Origin of the sequence: Thermoanaerobacter ethanolicus JW 200 (assembly GCF_003722315.1) — a bacterium.
In the GTDB taxonomy this organism is placed as follows: Bacteria; Bacillota; Thermoanaerobacteria; order Thermoanaerobacterales; family Thermoanaerobacteraceae; genus Thermoanaerobacter; species Thermoanaerobacter ethanolicus.
The window spans coordinates 495,001-512,002 of the sequence record NZ_CP033580.1; the positions used below are offsets into that span (position 1 = coordinate 495,001).

At 38.4% G+C, this 17,002-nt stretch carries 17 protein-coding genes, 2 rRNA genes and 1 pseudogene (1 of these 20 cut by a window edge); 15 read left to right on the plus strand and 5 right to left on the minus strand.

The annotated features are described in order from the left end of the window. Both EB239_RS02460 and rrf read left to right on the plus strand, forming a co-directional pair. Window positions 1-2,133: ribosomal RNA gene (locus EB239_RS02460) — 23S ribosomal RNA — on the plus strand (it extends 1,150 nt beyond the left edge of the window). 32 nt (window positions 2,134-2,165) lie between these two features. Further along, a 5S ribosomal RNA gene (gene rrf, locus EB239_RS02465) occupies window positions 2,166-2,274 on the plus strand. A gap of 42 nt (window positions 2,275-2,316) precedes the next feature. Here the strand turns inward: rrf and EB239_RS02470 are convergent. Then, window positions 2,317-2,535: a sulfurtransferase TusA family protein gene (locus EB239_RS02470; RefSeq protein ID WP_003871399.1), complete on the minus strand. Its 219-nt coding sequence runs from the start codon at window positions 2,533-2,535 to the stop codon at window positions 2,317-2,319. Between the two features lie 11 nt (window positions 2,536-2,546). Next, a complete protein-coding gene (locus EB239_RS02475; protein ID WP_003871398.1) occupies window positions 2,547-3,440 on the minus strand; it encodes a LysR substrate-binding domain-containing protein in 894 nt (297 codons plus the stop codon). 189 nt (window positions 3,441-3,629) lie between these two features. On the opposite strand from EB239_RS02475, the gene EB239_RS02480 reads away from it, so the two are divergent. From EB239_RS02480 to ltrA (EB239_RS02520), 8 genes are all read left to right on the plus strand, one after another. After that, window positions 3,630-3,872, plus strand: a complete 243-nt coding sequence (locus tag EB239_RS02480) for a sulfurtransferase TusA family protein (protein ID WP_003871397.1) — start codon at window positions 3,630-3,632, stop codon at window positions 3,870-3,872. Between the two features lie 20 nt (window positions 3,873-3,892). Beyond that, window positions 3,893-4,909 (plus strand): YeeE/YedE family protein, encoded by a 1,017-nt coding sequence (locus tag EB239_RS02485; RefSeq protein ID WP_003871396.1) that lies wholly within the window; start codon window positions 3,893-3,895, stop codon window positions 4,907-4,909. 52 nt (window positions 4,910-4,961) lie between these two features. Next, complete coding sequence (locus EB239_RS02490) at window positions 4,962-5,315, plus strand: DsrE/DsrF/TusD sulfur relay family protein (RefSeq protein ID WP_003871395.1); 354 nt, start codon at window positions 4,962-4,964, stop codon at window positions 5,313-5,315. Between the two features lie 12 nt (window positions 5,316-5,327). Further along, window positions 5,328-5,687, plus strand: a complete 360-nt coding sequence (locus tag EB239_RS02495; RefSeq protein ID WP_003871394.1) for a DsrE family protein — start codon at window positions 5,328-5,330, stop codon at window positions 5,685-5,687. A gap of 12 nt (window positions 5,688-5,699) precedes the next feature. Next, entirely contained in the window at window positions 5,700-5,978 is a 279-nt protein-coding gene (gene tusB, locus EB239_RS02500; RefSeq protein WP_003871393.1) for a sulfurtransferase complex subunit TusB, read from the plus strand. Between the two features lie 35 nt (window positions 5,979-6,013). Continuing rightward, a complete protein-coding gene (lpdA, locus tag EB239_RS02505) occupies window positions 6,014-7,423 on the plus strand; it encodes a dihydrolipoyl dehydrogenase (RefSeq protein ID WP_003871392.1) in 1,410 nt (469 codons plus the stop codon). Window positions 7,424-7,511: 88 nt separating this feature from the next. Beyond that, the gene (gene gcvH, locus EB239_RS02510; RefSeq protein ID WP_003871391.1) at window positions 7,512-7,892 is read left to right on the plus strand and encodes a glycine cleavage system protein GcvH; all 381 of its coding nucleotides are present in this window, start codon (window positions 7,512-7,514) and stop codon (window positions 7,890-7,892) included. A 457-nt stretch (window positions 7,893-8,349) separates the two neighbouring features. Next, entirely contained in the window at window positions 8,350-9,252 is a 903-nt protein-coding gene (gene ltrA / locus EB239_RS02520) for a group II intron reverse transcriptase/maturase (protein WP_451919108.1), read from the plus strand. A 156-nt stretch (window positions 9,253-9,408) separates the two neighbouring features. Here ltrA (EB239_RS02520) and EB239_RS02525 read toward each other — a convergent pair whose 3' ends face one another. The 3 genes from EB239_RS02525 to EB239_RS02535 form a co-directional block, all read right to left on the minus strand. After that, window positions 9,409-10,209, minus strand: a complete 801-nt coding sequence (locus tag EB239_RS02525; protein WP_003871651.1) for an ExeA family protein — start codon at window positions 10,207-10,209, stop codon at window positions 9,409-9,411. Between the two features lie 16 nt (window positions 10,210-10,225). Beyond that, window positions 10,226-11,542 carry a DDE-type integrase/transposase/recombinase gene (locus EB239_RS02530; RefSeq protein ID WP_129545082.1) on the minus strand — a complete coding sequence of 439 codons (1,317 nt, stop codon included), beginning with the start codon at window positions 11,540-11,542 and terminating at the stop codon, window positions 10,226-10,228. A gap of 136 nt (window positions 11,543-11,678) precedes the next feature. After that, the gene (locus tag EB239_RS02535; RefSeq protein WP_003870792.1) at window positions 11,679-12,260 is read right to left on the minus strand and encodes a DUF6431 domain-containing protein; all 582 of its coding nucleotides are present in this window, start codon (window positions 12,258-12,260) and stop codon (window positions 11,679-11,681) included. 137 nt (window positions 12,261-12,397) lie between these two features. Here EB239_RS02535 and EB239_RS02545 point away from each other — a divergent pair. The 5 genes and pseudogenes from EB239_RS02545 to EB239_RS02570 form a co-directional block, all read left to right on the plus strand. Further along, window positions 12,398-12,973, plus strand: a pseudogene (locus EB239_RS02545) (group II intron maturase-specific domain-containing protein); the annotation flags it as partial. 499 nt (window positions 12,974-13,472) lie between these two features. After that, window positions 13,473-14,885, plus strand: a complete 1,413-nt coding sequence (ltrA, locus tag EB239_RS02555; protein ID WP_129545071.1) for a group II intron reverse transcriptase/maturase — start codon at window positions 13,473-13,475, stop codon at window positions 14,883-14,885. Between the two features lie 186 nt (window positions 14,886-15,071). After that, window positions 15,072-16,019, plus strand: coding sequence for an ROK family protein (locus EB239_RS02560; RefSeq protein WP_003871547.1), 948 nt, complete (start codon window positions 15,072-15,074; stop codon window positions 16,017-16,019). Window positions 16,020-16,029: 10 nt separating this feature from the next. Further along, window positions 16,030-16,602: a DNA-3-methyladenine glycosylase I gene (locus tag EB239_RS02565; RefSeq protein WP_003871546.1), complete on the plus strand. Its 573-nt coding sequence runs from the start codon at window positions 16,030-16,032 to the stop codon at window positions 16,600-16,602. A 140-nt stretch (window positions 16,603-16,742) separates the two neighbouring features. Next, complete coding sequence (locus EB239_RS02570) at window positions 16,743-16,967, plus strand: sigma factor G inhibitor Gin (protein ID WP_003871545.1); 225 nt, start codon at window positions 16,743-16,745, stop codon at window positions 16,965-16,967. Window positions 16,968-17,002 lie beyond the last annotated feature (35 nt).

Genomic DNA, 17,002 nt, shown 5'->3' on the forward strand with positions numbered 1-17,002 from the left:
GGGCATGTTAAGTGGTAAAGGAAGTGGGACTTCGAAGACAACCAGGATGTTGGCTTAGAAGCAGCCATACATTTAAAGAGTGCGTAACAGCTCACTGGTCGAGAGGTCCTGCGCCGAAAATGAACGGGGCTCAAACATGCCACCGAAGCTGGGGCTACCGCGGAAGCGGTGGGGTAGGGGAGCGTACTGTACGGGTAGAAGGCAAAGCGTAAGCTAAGCTGGACTGTACAGTAGAGAGAATGCCGGCATGAGTAACGAGAGTAAGGTGAGAAACCTTACCGCCGGAAGCCTGAGGTTTCCTGGGGAAGGGTAATCCACCCAGGGTAAGTCGGGGCCTAAGCCGAGGCGAAAGCGTAGGCGATGGGGAACCGGTAGAGAATCCGGTACCACCGAGGGCCGCAAAGAGAAGTGGGGACGCAGCGAGATAGGTGGAGCGTGCGGTTGGTAGGGCACGTCCAATCAGGCACCGAAGGGTACGTAGGCAAATCCGCGTACTGGCAGGGGCCTGAGAAGGGGAGCCGGAAGGCGAAGCCACCGAAGCAGCTGCCGAGAAAAGCCGCTATCGAGGTCCAAGGTGCCCGTACTGCAAACCGACACAGGTAGGCGAGGAGAGTATCCACAGGCGAGCGGGAGAACCCTCATTAAGGAACTCGGCAAAATGACTCCGTAACTTCGGGAGAAGGAGTGCCGAAAGGCCGCAGAGAAGAGGCCCAAGCGACTGTTTACCAAAAACACAGGTCTCTGCTAAGTCGGAAGACGAAGTATAGGGGCTGACGCCTGCCCGGTGCTGGAAGGTTAAGGGGAAGTGTGAGAGCACTGAACCGAAGCCCCAGTGAACGGCGGCCGTAACTATAACGGTCCTAAGGTAGCGAAATTCCTTGTCGGGTAAGTTCCGACCCGCACGAAAGGCGTAACGACTTGGGCGCTGTCTTGATGAGGGGCCCGGTGAAATTGTAGTACTCGTGAAGATGCGAGTTACCCGCGATTGGACAGAAAGACCCCGTGGAGCTTTACTGTAGCCTGTCACTGGATTTTGGTAATTCTTGTACAGGATAGGTGGGAGACGGAGAAGGTAGGGCGCCAGCCTTACTGGAGTCGGCGTTGGGATACCACCCTGGGATTACCGGAATTCTAACCTATAGCCGTGGAACCGGCGTAGGGACAATGGCAGGTGGGCAGTTTGACTGGGGCGGTCGCCTCCTAAAGGGTAACGGAGGCGCCCAAAGGTTACCTCAGCGCGGACGGGAATCGCGCGAGAGAGTGCAAAGGCAGAAGGTAGCCTGACTGCGAGAGAGACATCTCGAGCAGGGACGAAAGTCGGGCTTAGTGATCCGGCGGCAGTGAGTGGGAACGCCGTCGCTCAACGGATAAAAGCTACCCCGGGGATAACAGGCTGATCTCCCCCAAGAGTCCACATCGACGGGGAGGTTTGGCACCTCGATGTCGGCTCATCGCATCCTGGGGCTGAAGTAGGTCCCAAGGGTTGGGCTGTTCGCCCATTAAAGCGGTACGCGAGCTGGGTTCAGAACGTCGTGAGACAGTTCGGTCCCTATCCGTCGCGGGCGAAGGAAACTTGAGAGGCACTGCCCCTAGTACGAGAGGACCGGGGTGGACGAACCGATGGTGTACCAGTTGCACCGCCAGGTGCACAGCTGGGTAGCCAAGTTCGGAGGGGATAAACGCTGAAAGCATCTAAGCGTGAAGCCCGCCTCAAGATTAGGTTTCCCACCCGGCACTCAACTATACTTACTGGAGGAAGGCAAGATGTATTATGTGTATGTCCTGACAAATGAAAAAGGAAAGATATATATAGGCTATACGTCTAATATAAAGGAAAGGTATTTAGCGCATCAACGAAAAGAAGTAAAGAGTACAAGAGAAGGAAAATGGAGATTAGTATACTATGAAGCATATAGAGATAAAAAAGATGCGTTAATAAGGGAGAAACATTTAAAAAAGTCAGGACAAGGGCGTAGATGGCTAAAAGAGAGGATAAAGAATAGTCTTTCCACTAGTGAGTAGAGTTGAGTGCCGGGGTAAGACACCTCGAAGACCACGAGGTAGATAGGCCGGGGGTGTAAGAGTGGAAACACTCTTAGCTGACCGGTACTAATCAGTCGAGGACTTGACCGAGAAGGCTTTGTGCAGTTTTGAGGGTCTAGATTTCCGGTGGCGATAGCGGAGGGGAAACACCCGTTCCCATTCCGAACACGGAAGTTAAGCCCTCCAGCGCCGATGGTACTGCTTTCGCGGGAGAGTAGGTCGCTGCCGGTAAAATTTTATAAAGCCCCCTTTATGAAACTCCTGTAAAGGAGTTTATTTTTTTATATATACTTCCCAGACGCCAGTTAACACTTCCTCTATTTTTAAAGTGCAACCTATTTTAGAAAAGTATGTTTCTATATTGTCCAAACTACAGCGATGGTCTACAACTACTTTTAATACATCCCCTTCTTTCATTTCTTCATATTTTTTTCTGGTTTTTAAAAGAGGCAAAGGACAGATTTCCCCCATACACATGATTTCATGAACCATTTGCATCACCTTTAGCAGAAAAATTTTTTACCGCTGTTTTTTATAAAGTCGATGAAATCAGACTTGGATTTTTTGTAAATCTTTTTATTGTATATGATTGAATAAGTGTAATTAAATTCTATGTCTTCAACCTGAACTATGGACAAGGTCTTAGTATATAATTCTTTCTTTATGGCTATATAAGGTAAAATAGACAGACCGTGTCCTGCTGCTACAGAGGACTTTATCGACTCAATAGAGGGAGATTCAATTTCAATTTTTAGTTTTTTGATGTCAATTCCATTGGCTAGAAGTGTTTCTTCAATTACTTTTCTTAGAGCGCACTTTTTGTGTATTATAAAAAAATTATAACGTAATAATTTGTTTTTTAACAAGCTTTTTTCTTCCCAATTACCGCTTGCAACAAAATGCATTTTGAATTCTCCCAAAGGTATACAGGAAATATTTTCATCGACATAACAGCCTTCTATAAACCCAATATCTATTCCTCCTTCTTTGATGTTATAGATTACTTCTGGTGTGAAATTGTGTTCTACATGAACTGTCACATTCTTATACCTTCTCTTAAATTCGTGAAGAGTGCAAGGGAGAGCATATTGGCCAATAGTGGGGCAAGAAGAAATTGTAAGCCTATTTATGCAGTCGTTTTCGCAGCACTCTAAGTCCTTAATCATATTATCGCATAGATTTAATATCCTCTCTGCATACTGATACACCAATTCCCCAGCTGGGGTAGGAATGACTCCTCTGTTACTGCGCTTTAAAAGAGTAACTTTTAAGTCTTTCTCTAACGCTTTTATTTGTTGACTTATAGCAGGTTGTGAGAGATACAATTCTTTTGCTGCGGAAGAAATGCTCTTGTAGTATACGGTTTTATAAAATGCTCTTAAATTTTCAATATTCACAATACCCCCCCTGTTTGTTAAAAAGCTATCGCAATACAACGTTTCGTTTCGTTAAGTTTTATTATACTACAAAGTTTGTTATAAGTAAAACTAATATTACATAAGAATTTCAAATGATATGAGAAGAAAATTTTATAGTATAATGAAACTAGAATGTTAAAATGATAACAAAGTGAGGAGGAATGTAAAATGGGTAATGATGTTAAACCTACCTATACTTTAGACGAAAGAGGTGAAGTGTGTCCAGTTCCAGATGTAGACACGAGAAGGAAGCTTAAGGAGATGAAATCAGGGGAAATTCTTGAAGTGCTTATTGACTATGCGCTTTCCAAAGAAAGAATCCCAGCTGGAGTTAAAGAAGTAGGAGGGGAAGTCATCTCTATTGAGGAAATTGGACCCAGTGAGTGGAGAATTCTCATTAAAAAGCTTTGATAAGTTGAGGGGGAGATTTTATGGATCCGAGGTTACAGGGGCTTTTAGTTGGGATTCTTTTTGGAATTGTTTTGCAAAGAGGTAGGATGTGTTTTAACTCTGCTATTAGGGATGTCAAAATGACAAAAGATAATTATCTCATGAAAATGGCTCTGGTTGCAATACTTGTAGAGACGATTGGCTTTCATCTGGCGGCGCAACTGGGTTGGATTAAATTAAATCCAAAACCTTTGATTCCTCTCGCTCAGATCATAGGCGGTTTCTTATTTGGTATGGGCATGGTTCTAGCAGGTGGTTGTGCCAGCGGTGTTACTTATAGGATAGGCGAGGGATATATAACAGCATTTATTGCAGCAGTCTTCTACGGAATCACTGCAGCAGCTGTAAAAGGTGGTCCTCTATCATTTGTAAACAATTGGCTGGGGAAGCCTATCACTACCACTAACAATCCCGGTGGATTGTATGGGGCAAAAGATGGAGCTGTAAATCTAACTATTGCAAATCTGCTTAATATTAATCCATGGATTGTTGCAATCATTTTTGCAGTAATACTTTTGATCATAGTTATTGTGTGGAAAACAACAGAGAGAAAAGTGTCAGGACTTGATTGGATTACAGGTGGCATTGCTCTTGGTCTTGTAGGAACTATAGGATATATTTCACAAAAAACTTATGCTCTTGGAATTACTGGGGGTTGGGTAAATCTTTTTAGAACTACAACTGCAAATATTAATCCAACAGAACCAATTCCGTACAACTGGGAAGGAATGGAAGTATTAGGGATTATAATTGGTGCATTTATAGCGGCTCTTCTTACAAAAGAATTTAGATTAAGAGCTCCAAAAGACCCAAAAACTTTTGTACAAGTTGCAATAGGTGGCGTTCTAATGGGACTTGGTGCAGGAAGTGCAGGAGGATGCAATATAGGGCACATTCTTTCTGGACTTCCCCATCTAGCTATAAGCTCAATTGTTTTTGCGGTATTTGCAGTGCTCGGAAACTGGTTTATGGTGTGGTATCTTTTTGAAAGAAGATAAATTGTGGAAGGGCTTTGCCCTTCCCACGAAATTTTAAGAGGAGGGGATAAATATGCATATAACAATACAGGTAAATGTACCACCTTATACAAATGAGGATATGGATACAGCCATTAATTTAGCGCAAACCCTTGTGAATAGGGGGCATAAAGTTTCAATATTTTTGTTTGCTGATTCTGTTCTTGCAACAAATAAACTGGTAAAGCCCATGAAAATTGATAGGAATATTCCGTTAAAACTTCAAGAACTTTCCGTTAAAGGGATAGAGGTTCACATTTGCGGCCTTTGTGCGCAGTATAGGGGAATTACAGAAGATATGAAAATTGAAGGTGCAGATTTTTCCGGAGTGCCGGAGATGGCAGCACTTATTTACAATTCCGATAGATACATCAATTTACTGCCATAGGAGGTGTAAAGAATGAAAAAAGTTTTATTTGCAGTGTACAATTCGCCTGTTGGGAGCATCTGGATAAATGAGGCTTTCAGAAGTGCTTTTGGCATGTATGGAGAAGACCTTGAACCGGTTGTACTTTTTGTAAACGAAGCAGTTCTTGCAGTTCGTAAACAATGCAAACCAGAAATAATTGGATGTTTACCGCTCTCTATTACATTTAAATATTTGGAGAAATACAATACTCAAGTATATGCAGTAAAAGAAGACCTTGAAAAATATAGCATAAAAGAAAATGAGATTGAACCTCATTGGAATTTAAAGACGATAATAAAAGAAGAACTTCCAGAGTTTGTACATTCTTTCGATAAGGTAGTATTCTTTTAGGAGGGAAAAGATATGGCGTTAATAATTGTTAAGAAAAGTCCAGCTGATAAACTTTCAGAATTTTTGTTGAAACTTGCACTGCCTCAGGATAAAGTTATTTTCATACAGGATGGGGTCATTTTTGCAATTGAAAAAAATCTAAAGGGCCTTGTAAAAGAAGGGGTTGAGCTCTTCGCGCTTAAGGAAGATTTTATTGCAAGAGGATTTGAAGAGAGTGAAAGCCAAATTCCTTTGATAGATTATGAGGGATGGGCTGATCTTATAGAAAGGGATGAGAAAATAATTTCTTAGAGGTATGATTGGCTATCACGCTGGAGGTATGTCAAATGAATGGAGAGATAAAAGTGGCTGAATTCTCAGATGTCAAGGAATATGATTTAGCTGTAATAGGGGCAGGTCCTGGAGGATATGTTGCTGCTATTAAAGCTGCTAAAAAAGGTGCAAAAGTAGCTTTATTTGAAAAAGATAAATTAGGTGGTACCTGTTTAAACAGAGGATGTATACCGACAAAAGCTTATGCAAGAATTGCCGAAGTGTATGACATTTTAAAACGAGCTGGAGAATTTGGATTTGATGTAAAAGTGAACTCTTTTGATTATACTCAAGTTGTAAAGAGAAAAGATGATATTGTAGGGGAGCTTGTTGAAGGCATTAATGCTTTGCTGAAGGCTAATGGAGTAGATGTTTTTAATGCTGAAGCAAAAGTTGACAAAGAAAAGAATGTACTATTTGGAGAAAATAAAATTAAAGCGAAAAACATTATTATTGCAACTGGGTCATCACCTGCTGAACTTCCTATTGAAGGCATTAATTCTAAAAATGTCATGAATAGTGATACTATTCTTGAAATGACCTCTTTACCTCAAAGTTTATGCATTATAGGTGGCGGAGTAATAGGCATGGAATTTGCTTTTATAATGAATCAATTTGGAGTAAAAGTGTCAGTTGTTGAAATGATGCCTAATATTCTTCCTACACTTGATAAAAAGATAAGTTCCTCTATTAAATTCGTTGCACAAAAAAGAGGAATCAAGATATATACTTCTTCAACGGTTGAGAGAATAGATGAAGAAGAAAACGGTGGGAGTATAGTAACAGTTAAAAATGGTGAAAATATAAAGCGCATATACGCAGACAAGGTATTTGTGTCTATAGGGAGGAAGTTAAATACGGATATTGGTCCAATTGTAGAACTATTAGAATTTGAAGGAAAAGCTATTAAAGTTGATGAGCACATGAAGACAAATGTAGAAGGAGCTTATGCAGTAGGTGATGTCACAGGCAAAATGATGCTGGCTCATGTTGCTTCAGCACAAGCAGAAGTTGCGGTAGATAATATTTTTGGCGAATCATCTACTTTAGATTATATGAAAATACCTGCAGCAGTGTTTACAGAGCCAGAGATTGGATATTTTGGTTATACCGAAGAAGAAGCGAGAAAGAAATTTAAAGAAATAAAAGTAGGAAGATTTGATTTCAAACACAATGGAAGAGCTAAAACTTATGGAGAAACAGAGGGCTTTGCAAAGATAATTTCAAATGAAAATGGAGAAGTAGTTGGTGCATGGGTAGTAGGTAGTGGAGCTTCTGAACTTATTCACATACTTTCAACGGCTTGTCAAGAAGGTGTGGATGCAGAAGCTTTGAAGAAAGCGGTTTATGCCCATCCTACCCGAAGTGAAACTATTATGGAAGCTGCTAAGGACATCTTTGGGGAGTCTATACACAAAGTGTAATTTTCTTAAATACAACTATTATTAAAAACTAAAGTTTGGTAGTTTTTTAAATGGACAAAATATTTCATGAAATAGGAGGTTTTCCAAAGTGGAAGTTTTGGAAGGATTGTACTATTCGAAAGACCATGTATGGCTCAAAATAGAGGGAGATAAAGCATATATAGGAATAACTGACTATGCACAGGATTCTGTAGGAGATATAGAATACATTGAATTGCCAGAAGTAGGGACGGAATTCACTGCTGGCGATGTACTTGGAGTTCTAGAATCAGCAAAAGCAGCCTCTGACGTTTATATACCAGTGGATGGAAAAGTGGTTGAGGTAAACAACAATATTGTTGATGACCCTTCTCTAGTAAACAGTGATCCTTATGGTAGTTGGCTTGTATTAGTAGAACTTAAAAACAAATCACAACTTGAGGATTTAATGACAGCCGAAAAATATAAGAAATTATTGGAAAAAGGATAAAAGAGAATGCCTGAAAGGGCATTCTCTTTTTGTGTGCGTGCGCCCGGCATGGGCGATAACTAGGCGGTGAAAGTCCGCTGTGGGCTTGGTAGTGGGAACCACTAGCCAAGAGCAAGGGTGTCCATCGTGAGGTGGAATCTGAAGGAAGCTTAAGGCAAAATCTCGGTCTGATGAACAAGAACCAGATAAGAGGCTGAATTGGGGTGGATGAGTTTGCGTAACAAAACGAAGTCCAACACTACCCGAACCCCATACAGTAAATCTGGCAGATATATGAGATGAAAGTTATCGTTCTTACCCGGGGAGGTCTCAAGGATAAGTCATGGAAGTAAAATCTGAAGTGACAACCCATGCAGTGATGTATGGCTGAACCTTGAGAAGTCAGCAGAGGTCATAGTACTTATCTAGACATGAATAGATAAGGAAGGACCGAACGTTAGGAGGTTTTGGAAATCTTATGGACTCGAAAGATATGCAGAGACTGCAGACAACTCAACAAAGAAGCTATCCGTTGAATAGAGAAATGGAATTTCAAAAGACAACGGAAGTGCATAGTATATCATCGGCGTCGGAAGATGGAAGAAACGAAGTACAAAGATATACCAGCAAGATGCTTGAAATGATAGTAGAACGAAGGAACATGGAAGCAGCATACAAGCGCGTTGTTGCAAATAAAGGAAGCCATGGAGTCGATGGGATGGGAGTAGATGAACTTCTACCGTATCTCAAAGAAAACTGGCCAACCATAAAACAACAACTGCTGGAGGGGAAATACAAACCACAACCAGTGCGAAGAGTAGAAATTCCCAAACCAGATGGAGGAGTAAGACTACTAGGAATACCTACAGCACTAGACAGACTAATACAACAAGCAATAGCCCAAATACTAAATAGAGTCTACAACCATACATTTTCTGATAGCAGTTATGGATTCAGACCAGGACGCAGTGCAAAAGACGCAATAAAAGCCGCAGAAGCATACATAAATGAAGGATACACATGGGTTGTAGATATGGACTTAGAAAAGTTCTTTGACAGAGTAAACCACGACATAATAATGTCCAAACTAGAAAAGCGGATAGGGGACAAAAGAGTACTAAAGTTAATACGAAGATACCTAGAATCAGGAGTAATGATAAACGGAATCAAAATATCAACAGAAGAAGGGACACCCCAAGGAGGGCCATTAAGTCCCCTATTAGCAAACATAATATTGGACGAACTAGACAAAGAACTTGAGAAACGAGGGCATAAATTCTGCCGATATGCAGATGACTGCAACATATATGTAAAAAGCAGGTCGGTGTCAATTCTCAAATTAAATCTCCAAAGATTTTCAAATTATAATGGCATTTTTTAAGTGTATAAAAGTATTTTTTCTCAAATTATCACAGCCTGATTAAAAATTTTTTTCACTTTTTAAGAGCATTACCGCTAAAATATGTTAATATCTGTTATTGGCAATTTGGGTTAATTGATGTATAATAAAAAATGAGAGTAGCGAAAGCTACTACTCTCACAAACTGATTTCATTTTGTGCCTGGTATATTACTTCTTCATCTATTTCTCTTAGCCTTTTAGAATACGCATAGAGAAGAGAAGCTGTTACCAGGTTATTTATTATCCTTGGGAGCCCTTTTGTTAGAGAATATATTGCTTCATATGCTGATGGTGTAAATATATCATTCACCACTCCGGCTATTTTCATTCTTGTTTTTATATAATCTTGAATTTCTTCTTTTTTTAGCCCTTGCATCACATACTTTATAGAAATTCTTTGCCTTAGTGCACTGTTTACATTCAAGGCTAGTTTGTTTCTTATGTGTGGTTGTCCTGAAAGTATCAATATATACGGGTTTTGAGAATCCATATTAAAGTTAAATATTATTCTCAAATCTTCAAGAACATCGTTAGAAACCAGTTGTATTTCATCTAATATTATGACAGGAGTTATCTTCTGGCTATAGTAAAGTTCTGTTATCGCTCTTTGTATCTGGTGAAAGAGCGTTACTTTTTTGTATGAGGGTGTTTCGCCTAAAATCATAGCCAATGCTTGATAGAATTCTCTCACTGTGAGTGTAGATAGAGCAAAGTAACATGGTTTAAATGTAGAACGGTTGAGGCTTTCAGCATATCTTCTTAATGCGGTAGATTTGCCTGAACCGGCCTCCCCAACGATAAGTCCTATACCCCTTGTTTCTTGTAAATATTTTAGCCTGGCATTTAATTCAGCAATGTCTTCACTTATGTAAAGGTCGTTTACACTTATCTCTTTAGAAAATGGATTAAATTTCATTCCAAAATATTGGGTAAACATTGTAAACACCTCTTTTTTAATCAATGATATCGTTAAAGGATATCACTGTGTGTTTAATAAAATCAACTAACTCTTCATTTCTGCTTACAGCATTTTTGTTTTGGGTGTATCCTATGGGAATTTTAGCATTATCATGAAAATTTACCTTATACGCTTCCCCCACTTTTTTGCCTTCATGAAAAAGTAGAAGAGGTGTATTATCCTTAAGCCACTGCGGGTCATATCTGACTTCTAAGCGCATACCTTTAAACTTTTCTTCTGTTTCATAAAGTATATTTTCCACTTTAAGTGTAGCATCTTTGTTTACTTTACGATTTACTCTTATGAGAAAACATTCATTCAACATATCTATGTCACCACACATATTTACCCTTGATATTTGAGACATGAAAAAATCTAAAGGACTCATGCCAATACTGCTGTGTTCTTTTCGGTTGTAATCATCCTCCAGCCATTTAAAAAACATCATATTGAGCTCATCTATACTCTTTATGGATGTAGGATCTATTGTGCTTAAAAATCTCATTCTCACCGTATGAAAGAATCTTTCTATTTTTCCTTTTGAATGAGGTGAAAAGGGCTCAGTATGAATAAGAGATGTACCTAGTGAGGCACATATATATTCAAATTGACTGCTTCTATATATCTTTCCATTGTCAGTGTAGAGCATTTTGGGTATTCCCCTTCTTAGCACTGCTTCTTTAAATGAGTCTCTTAAAGCTAAAAAATTCTGGGTATAGTAAAAGTGAGCATAGGTACACAGCCTGGAAGCATCATCTATATATGCAATAAGGTACGTTTGTCTCTTTGTTTTACCTTCTTTAATATATGGCCCATACATGACATCAGTTTGCCACAGTTCATTGATGTATTCATGGGAAAACCTCTTTGTTTTACCCTCTTTTTCTTTATCTAAAGATTTTACAGGAATGTTTTTCAAAAACCTATAGAATGTCGAAAGGGATACTTTATCCGGTGATATTATTCCTTCTCCTATCAATGTTTCATAAAGAAGTTTGTTTGGCATTTCAGGATGTTCAAGCTTCTTTTGCTTTATTTTCTCTGAAAGTTCAAAGTCTATCTTTCTGTATTTGCCTCTGTCGCTTCGATAACCCGGCTTTAACGCTTCTATACCACCTCTTAAATACTGATATAGCCACCCTCTAAGTGTCTTGGGAGTATATCTTCTCATTCCAAGATAAGGTATCTCAATAGGTTTATCGGAAAGAGCATCAAAATATTCTTTCTGATTTTTTACCTGTCCGTTTAGCACCGGACTTATCAGTGAAAATCTCTTTAATGCTATAACTTCTCTCGCTTTTTCATCAAGCATTTATATGTTCCCCCTTCACTTTTTTGATTTCTTAATCGTAATTTTAGCTCATACCTGGGGGACATTAAAGGAAAAAGTTATGTTGCTAAGAAAAAATCAAAATTTTTATTTAAATTTTTCAGGTTTAATGCTAGAATTATGTGAGAGAGGCCAGAAATGATTTTTGGCAATGAGCATAAAACCGTTGGGAGAAGAGTGGTACAATGCTTATTATGTCCAAAATCTCTCTGGCCCTCTCTCTTTGTGAGTCAGTCTCAGATAACTTTATGTAAGGGTCTATTTGCCTTAATCCGTATATGATAAAACTTAAATTATTCATTATCCTTTTGGTGTAAAAATATATATGCTGTCTTGAAAATAGTATGGTAGGAAAGTTTCTTTTTAAGTCACTTATGAAAGAACTGAGAGTTTTTTCTCTTGTAAGTGTCTCTTTTAAAGACTTTACAATCATATTGAAAGAATACTGAAAATGGGGGAGACAGAAATCAGGAAGGTAGGAAAGAGTTCTTTTGCACACAGGACATATATATCTTCTTATGGCTATTTTTATACAGTTAGGTCCATCTAAATAGTAACGGTAATAAAACCCGTGCTTTTTTAGTTTTACTCTACACTTGCAATCGGGATAAGGACATCTATCTGGTGGGTCAGGAAAATTGTAATCTTTACCTTTATGTAAATATTCTTCAATGTTATCAACATGGAAAATTATTTGCATAAGTAACCTCTCCAATTAAAATTAATGCTAAAGGAATCTGAAAAAATTTTTTTAAATTCCTTTAGCATTAATTTTATCACAAGATTATTTAATCTGAAAAATTTTATCGGTTTTGGGCTAAATTAATTTGAGAAATGACAAGGTCGGCAGGAAACAGAGTAATGAAGAGCATAAAGAAATTCATAGAAAGCAAATTAAAACTAAAAGTCAACGAAGCAAAAAGTGCTGTAGATAGACCATGGAGAAGAAAATTTCTTGGATTTTCATTCTACACAAAAGAAAACGAAGTAAGAATAAGAATCCATGAAAAATCCATCAAAAGGTTTAAGGAAAAAGTAAGAGAAATAACCAATCGGAACAAGGGAATAAGCATGGAAAACAGAATAAAAAGACTAAATCAAATAACAACAGGATGGGTCAACTATTTTGGATTAGCAGACGCGAAAAGCATAATGAAAACCCTTGACGAATGGATAAGGCGAAGACTAAGGGCATGTATATGGAAACAATGGAAGAAGATAAAAACGAAGCATGATAACTTAGTAAAACTAGGAGTAGAAGAACAAAAAGCCTGGGAATACGCCAATACAAGGAAAGGCTACTGGAGAATATCCAATAGCCCAATCCTAAATAAGACTCTTACAAATAAATACTTTGAAAGCATAGGTTATAAGAGTTTATCCCAAAGATATCTAATTGTACACAATTCCTAATGAACCGCCGTATACCGAACGGTACGTACGGTGGTGTGAGAGGACGCTGAATAAAATAATTATTCAGCTCCTACTCGATGTGCGCCCGGCATGGGCGATAGCTAGGCGGTGAAAGTCCGCTGTGGGCTTGGTAGTGGGAACCACTAGCCAAGAGCAAGGGTGTCCATCGTGAGGTGGAATCTGAAGGAAGCTTAAGGCAAAATCTCGGTCTGATGAACAAGAACCAGATAAGAGGCTGAATTGGGGTGGATGAGTTTGCGTAACAAAACGAAGTCCAACACTACCCGAATCCCATACAGTAAATCTGGCAGATATATGAGATGAAAGTTATCGTTCTTACCCGGGGAGGTCTCAAGGATAAGTCATGGAAGTAAAATCTGAAGTGACAACCCATGCAGTGATGTATGGCTGAACCTTGAGAAGTCAGCAGAGGTCATAGTACTTATCTAGACATGAATAGATAAGGAAGGACCGAACGTTAGGAGGTTTTGGAAATCTTATGGACTCGAAAGATATGCAGAGACTGCAGACAACTCAACAAAGAGGCTATCCGTTGAATAGAGAAATGGAATTTCAAAAGACAACGGAAGTGCATAGTATATCATCGGCGTCGGAAGATGGAAGAAACGAAGTACAAAGATATACCAGCAAGATGCTTGAAATGATAGTAGAACGAAGGAACATGGAAGCAGCATACAAGCGCGTTGTTGCAAATAAAGGAAGCCATGGAGTCGATGGGATGGAAGTAGATGAACTTCTACCGTATCTCAAAGAAAACTGGGCAACCATAAAACAACAACTGCTGGAGGGGAAATACAAACCACAACCAGTGCGAAGAGTAGAAATTCCCAAACCAGATGGAGGAGTAAGACTACTAGGAATACCTACAGTACTAGACAGACTAATACAACAAGCAATAGCCCAAATACTAAATAAAGTCTACAACCATACATTTTCAGATAGCAGTTATGGATTCAGACCAGGACGCAGTGCAAAAGACGCAATAAAAGCCGCAGAAGCATACATAAATGAAGGATACACATGGGTTGTAGATATGGACTTAGAAAAGTTCTTTGACAGAGTAAACCACGACATAATAATGTCCAAACTAGAAAAGCGGATAGGAGATAAAAGGGTACTAAAGTTAATACGAAGATACCTAGAATCAGGAGTAATGATAAACGGAATCAAAGTATCAACAGAAGAAGGGACACCCCAAGGAGGGCCATTAAGTCCCCTATTAGCAAACATAATGTTGGACGAACTAGACAAAGAACTTGAGAAACGAGGGCATAAATTCTGCCGATATGCAGATGACTGCAACATATATGTAAAAAGCAGGTCTGCAGGAAACAGAGTAATGAAGAGCATAAAGAAGTTCATAGAAAGCAAATTAAAACTAAAAGTCAACGAAGCAAAAAGTGCTGTAGATAGACCATGGAGAAGAAAATTTCTTGGATTTTCATTCTACACAAAAGAAAACGAAGTAAGAATAAGAATCCATGAAAAATCCATCAAAAGGTTTAAGGAAAAAGTAAGAGAAATAACCAATCGGAACAAGGGAATAAGCATGGAAAACAGAATAAAAAGACTAAATCAAATAACGACAGGATGGGTCAACTATTTTGGATTAGCAGACGCGAAAAGCATAATGAAAACCCTTGACGAATGGATAAGGCGAAGACTAAGGGCATGTATATGGAAACAATGGAAGAAGATAAAAACGAAGCATGATAACTTAGTAAAACTAGGAGTAGAAGAACAAAAAGCCTGGGAATACGCCAATACAAGGAAAGGTGACTTAAGAATATCCAATAGCCCAATCCTAAATAAGACTCTTACAAATAAATACTTTGAAAGCATAGGTTATAAGAGTTTATCCCAAAGATATCTAATTGTACACAATTCCTAATGAACCGCCGTATACCGAACGGTACGTACGGTGGTGTGAGAGGACGCTGAATAAAATAATTATTCAGCTCCTACTCGATTGACTTTATTAATAATTTTAGTAATGCTATAATTATTTAAAGGTTTTTTATCCAGAATGGTATATATAATTCTTTAAAGGTAAGAATATGGCAATGGAGGGATAAAAATGGTGAAAATCCTATGCGGTGTGGACTTAGGGGGGACAAAGATAAGTACAGGGCTTGTAGATGAGAAGGGCAATATCATAAAGAGCATCAAAATACCTACTATGGCAGAAAAAGGGCCAGAAGAAGTAATTAAGCGAATCGAACAAAGTGTTTATGACGTTTTAAAAGAAGCAGGATTAAAAATATCTGATTTAAAAGGAGTTGGGATTGGATCTCCAGGGCCCCTTGATGCCAAAAGGGGGGTAGTTATAAGCCCACCTAATCTTCCAGGTTGGGACAATGTTCCCATTGTGGATATTTTATCTCATAAGCTGGGAGTTGAAGTAAAATTAGAGAATGATGCAAATGCTGCAGCTATTGGAGAACATTTATTTGGCGCAGGAAGAGGTATAGACAATTTTGTTTATATAACTGTAAGTACTGGGATTGGTGGTGGCGTGATAATTCAAGGAAAACTTTATAGCGGAGAAAATTCTAATGCAGCTGAGATTGGGCACCATACTATAAATTTTAATGGGCCTCGATGTAATTGCGGAAATTATGGGTGCTTTGAGGCTTTTGCTTCTGGTACGGCTATTGCGAGATTTGCTCAAGAAGGAATTCAAAATGGGAAAGATACAATGATAAGGGATTTAGCCAAAGATGGAGTAGTAAAATCGGAACATGTATTTGAAGCGGCAAAATTGGGAGATGAGTTTGCGGAAGAATTGGTTGACAATGAAGCTTTTTATCTTGGAGTGGGAATTTCAAATATCATGGCTTTTTATAATCCAAAAAGAATTGCCATAGGTGGTGGCGTATCCACTCAATGGGAGATGCTTTATGATAAAATGATGGAAACAATAAAGAAAAAAGCTTTAAAGCCTAATGCCGAAGTATGTGAAGTAGTAAAAGCAGAGCTTGGAGAAAACGTGGGTGTTTTAGGAGCGGCAGCATTACTTTTATAAGAGGTGAAATATGAATAGGTGTCCTTGGTGTCTTAGTGACGACATTTACATAAAATATCATGATGAAGAATGGGGAGTGCCTGTTCATGAGGATAAAAAACATTTTGAGTTTTTGGTTTTAGAATCGGCACAAGCAGGTCTTAGTTGGATTACTATTTTAAGAAAAAGAGAAAATTACAGAAAGGCCTATGCTGACTTTGACCCTATAAAAGTGTCACAATATGACGAAAAGAAAGTAGAAGAACTCATAAAAAATAGTGGAATTATAAAAAACAGAAAGAAAATAGAGGCTTCAATACACAATGCAAAAAGGTTTATAGAAATACAAAAGGAATTTGGAAGTTTTGATCAATATATTTGGGGTTTTGTAAATTATAAACCTATAATAAATGCGTGGGAAAAAATTGAAGATATACCTTCTAAAACTGAATTATCAGATAAAATCAGCCAAGACCTTAAAAAGAGAGGATTTATTTTTATAGGTTCTACTATTATATATTCCTATATGCAGGCGGTTGGAATAGTAAATGATCATTTAATAAGTTGCTTTAGATATAAGGAGTTAGTTGAGACTTTTAAATAATACAGGCAGGGCTTGGTGCAATTTGCATTGAGACTTGCTTTTTTTCTTTTACGAAAAAATATAATGAAATTAGGAAATACAAAAAAGGGTGAATATATTTTTGCACAAAAGGGAATAATTACATTAGAAAATTTTGAAAGATGGTGTTGCATATGGAAAGCATAGCAACGAAAAGGAAATGCTTTATATGCGAACAGGAATCACAAGATGGAATAGAAGTGTTAGGAAAATTTCTTTGTACAAATTGCCAAGAAAAATTGATAAACTTATCTCCTTTTGATGAAGGTTATGATTTTTACAGGCAAAAAATGATAGACATATGGGAAGGCTATATGAAAGACATAAAATATGAAAACCGGATATGAATTAACTAAACTATGATAATAGATAGGCTACACAG

Excerpts from the sequence above, each read along its gene's own strand:
- EB239_RS02470 (WP_003871399.1), bottom strand. The coding sequence starts at position 2,535 with ATGGTTCATGAAATCATGTGTATGGGGGAAATCTGTCCTTTGCCTCTT.
- EB239_RS02485 (WP_003871396.1), top strand. The coding sequence starts at position 3,893 with ATGGATCCGAGGTTACAGGGGCTTTTAGTTGGGATTCTTTTTGGAATT.
- EB239_RS02480 (WP_003871397.1), top strand. The coding sequence starts at position 3,630 with ATGGGTAATGATGTTAAACCTACCTATACTTTAGACGAAAGAGGTGAA.
- EB239_RS02565 (WP_003871546.1), top strand. The coding sequence starts at position 16,030 with ATGAATAGGTGTCCTTGGTGTCTTAGTGACGACATTTACATAAAATAT.
- EB239_RS02530 (WP_129545082.1), bottom strand. The coding sequence starts at position 11,542 with ATGCTTGATGAAAAAGCGAGAGAAGTTATAGCATTAAAGAGATTTTCA.
- ltrA (WP_129545071.1), top strand. The coding sequence starts at position 13,473 with ATGGACTCGAAAGATATGCAGAGACTGCAGACAACTCAACAAAGAGGC.
- EB239_RS02570 (WP_003871545.1), top strand. The coding sequence starts at position 16,743 with ATGGTGTTGCATATGGAAAGCATAGCAACGAAAAGGAAATGCTTTATA.
- ltrA (WP_451919108.1), top strand. The coding sequence starts at position 8,350 with ATGGACTCGAAAGATATGCAGAGACTGCAGACAACTCAACAAAGAAGC.
- EB239_RS02535 (WP_003870792.1), bottom strand. The coding sequence starts at position 12,260 with ATGCAAATAATTTTCCATGTTGATAACATTGAAGAATATTTACATAAA.
- EB239_RS02490 (WP_003871395.1), top strand. The coding sequence starts at position 4,962 with ATGCATATAACAATACAGGTAAATGTACCACCTTATACAAATGAGGAT.
- EB239_RS02495 (WP_003871394.1), top strand. The coding sequence starts at position 5,328 with ATGAAAAAAGTTTTATTTGCAGTGTACAATTCGCCTGTTGGGAGCATC.
- EB239_RS02525 (WP_003871651.1), bottom strand. The coding sequence starts at position 10,209 with ATGTTTACCCAATATTTTGGAATGAAATTTAATCCATTTTCTAAAGAG.
- lpdA (WP_003871392.1), top strand. The coding sequence starts at position 6,014 with ATGAATGGAGAGATAAAAGTGGCTGAATTCTCAGATGTCAAGGAATAT.
- EB239_RS02560 (WP_003871547.1), top strand. The coding sequence starts at position 15,072 with ATGGTGAAAATCCTATGCGGTGTGGACTTAGGGGGGACAAAGATAAGT.
- tusB (WP_003871393.1), top strand. The coding sequence starts at position 5,700 with ATGGCGTTAATAATTGTTAAGAAAAGTCCAGCTGATAAACTTTCAGAA.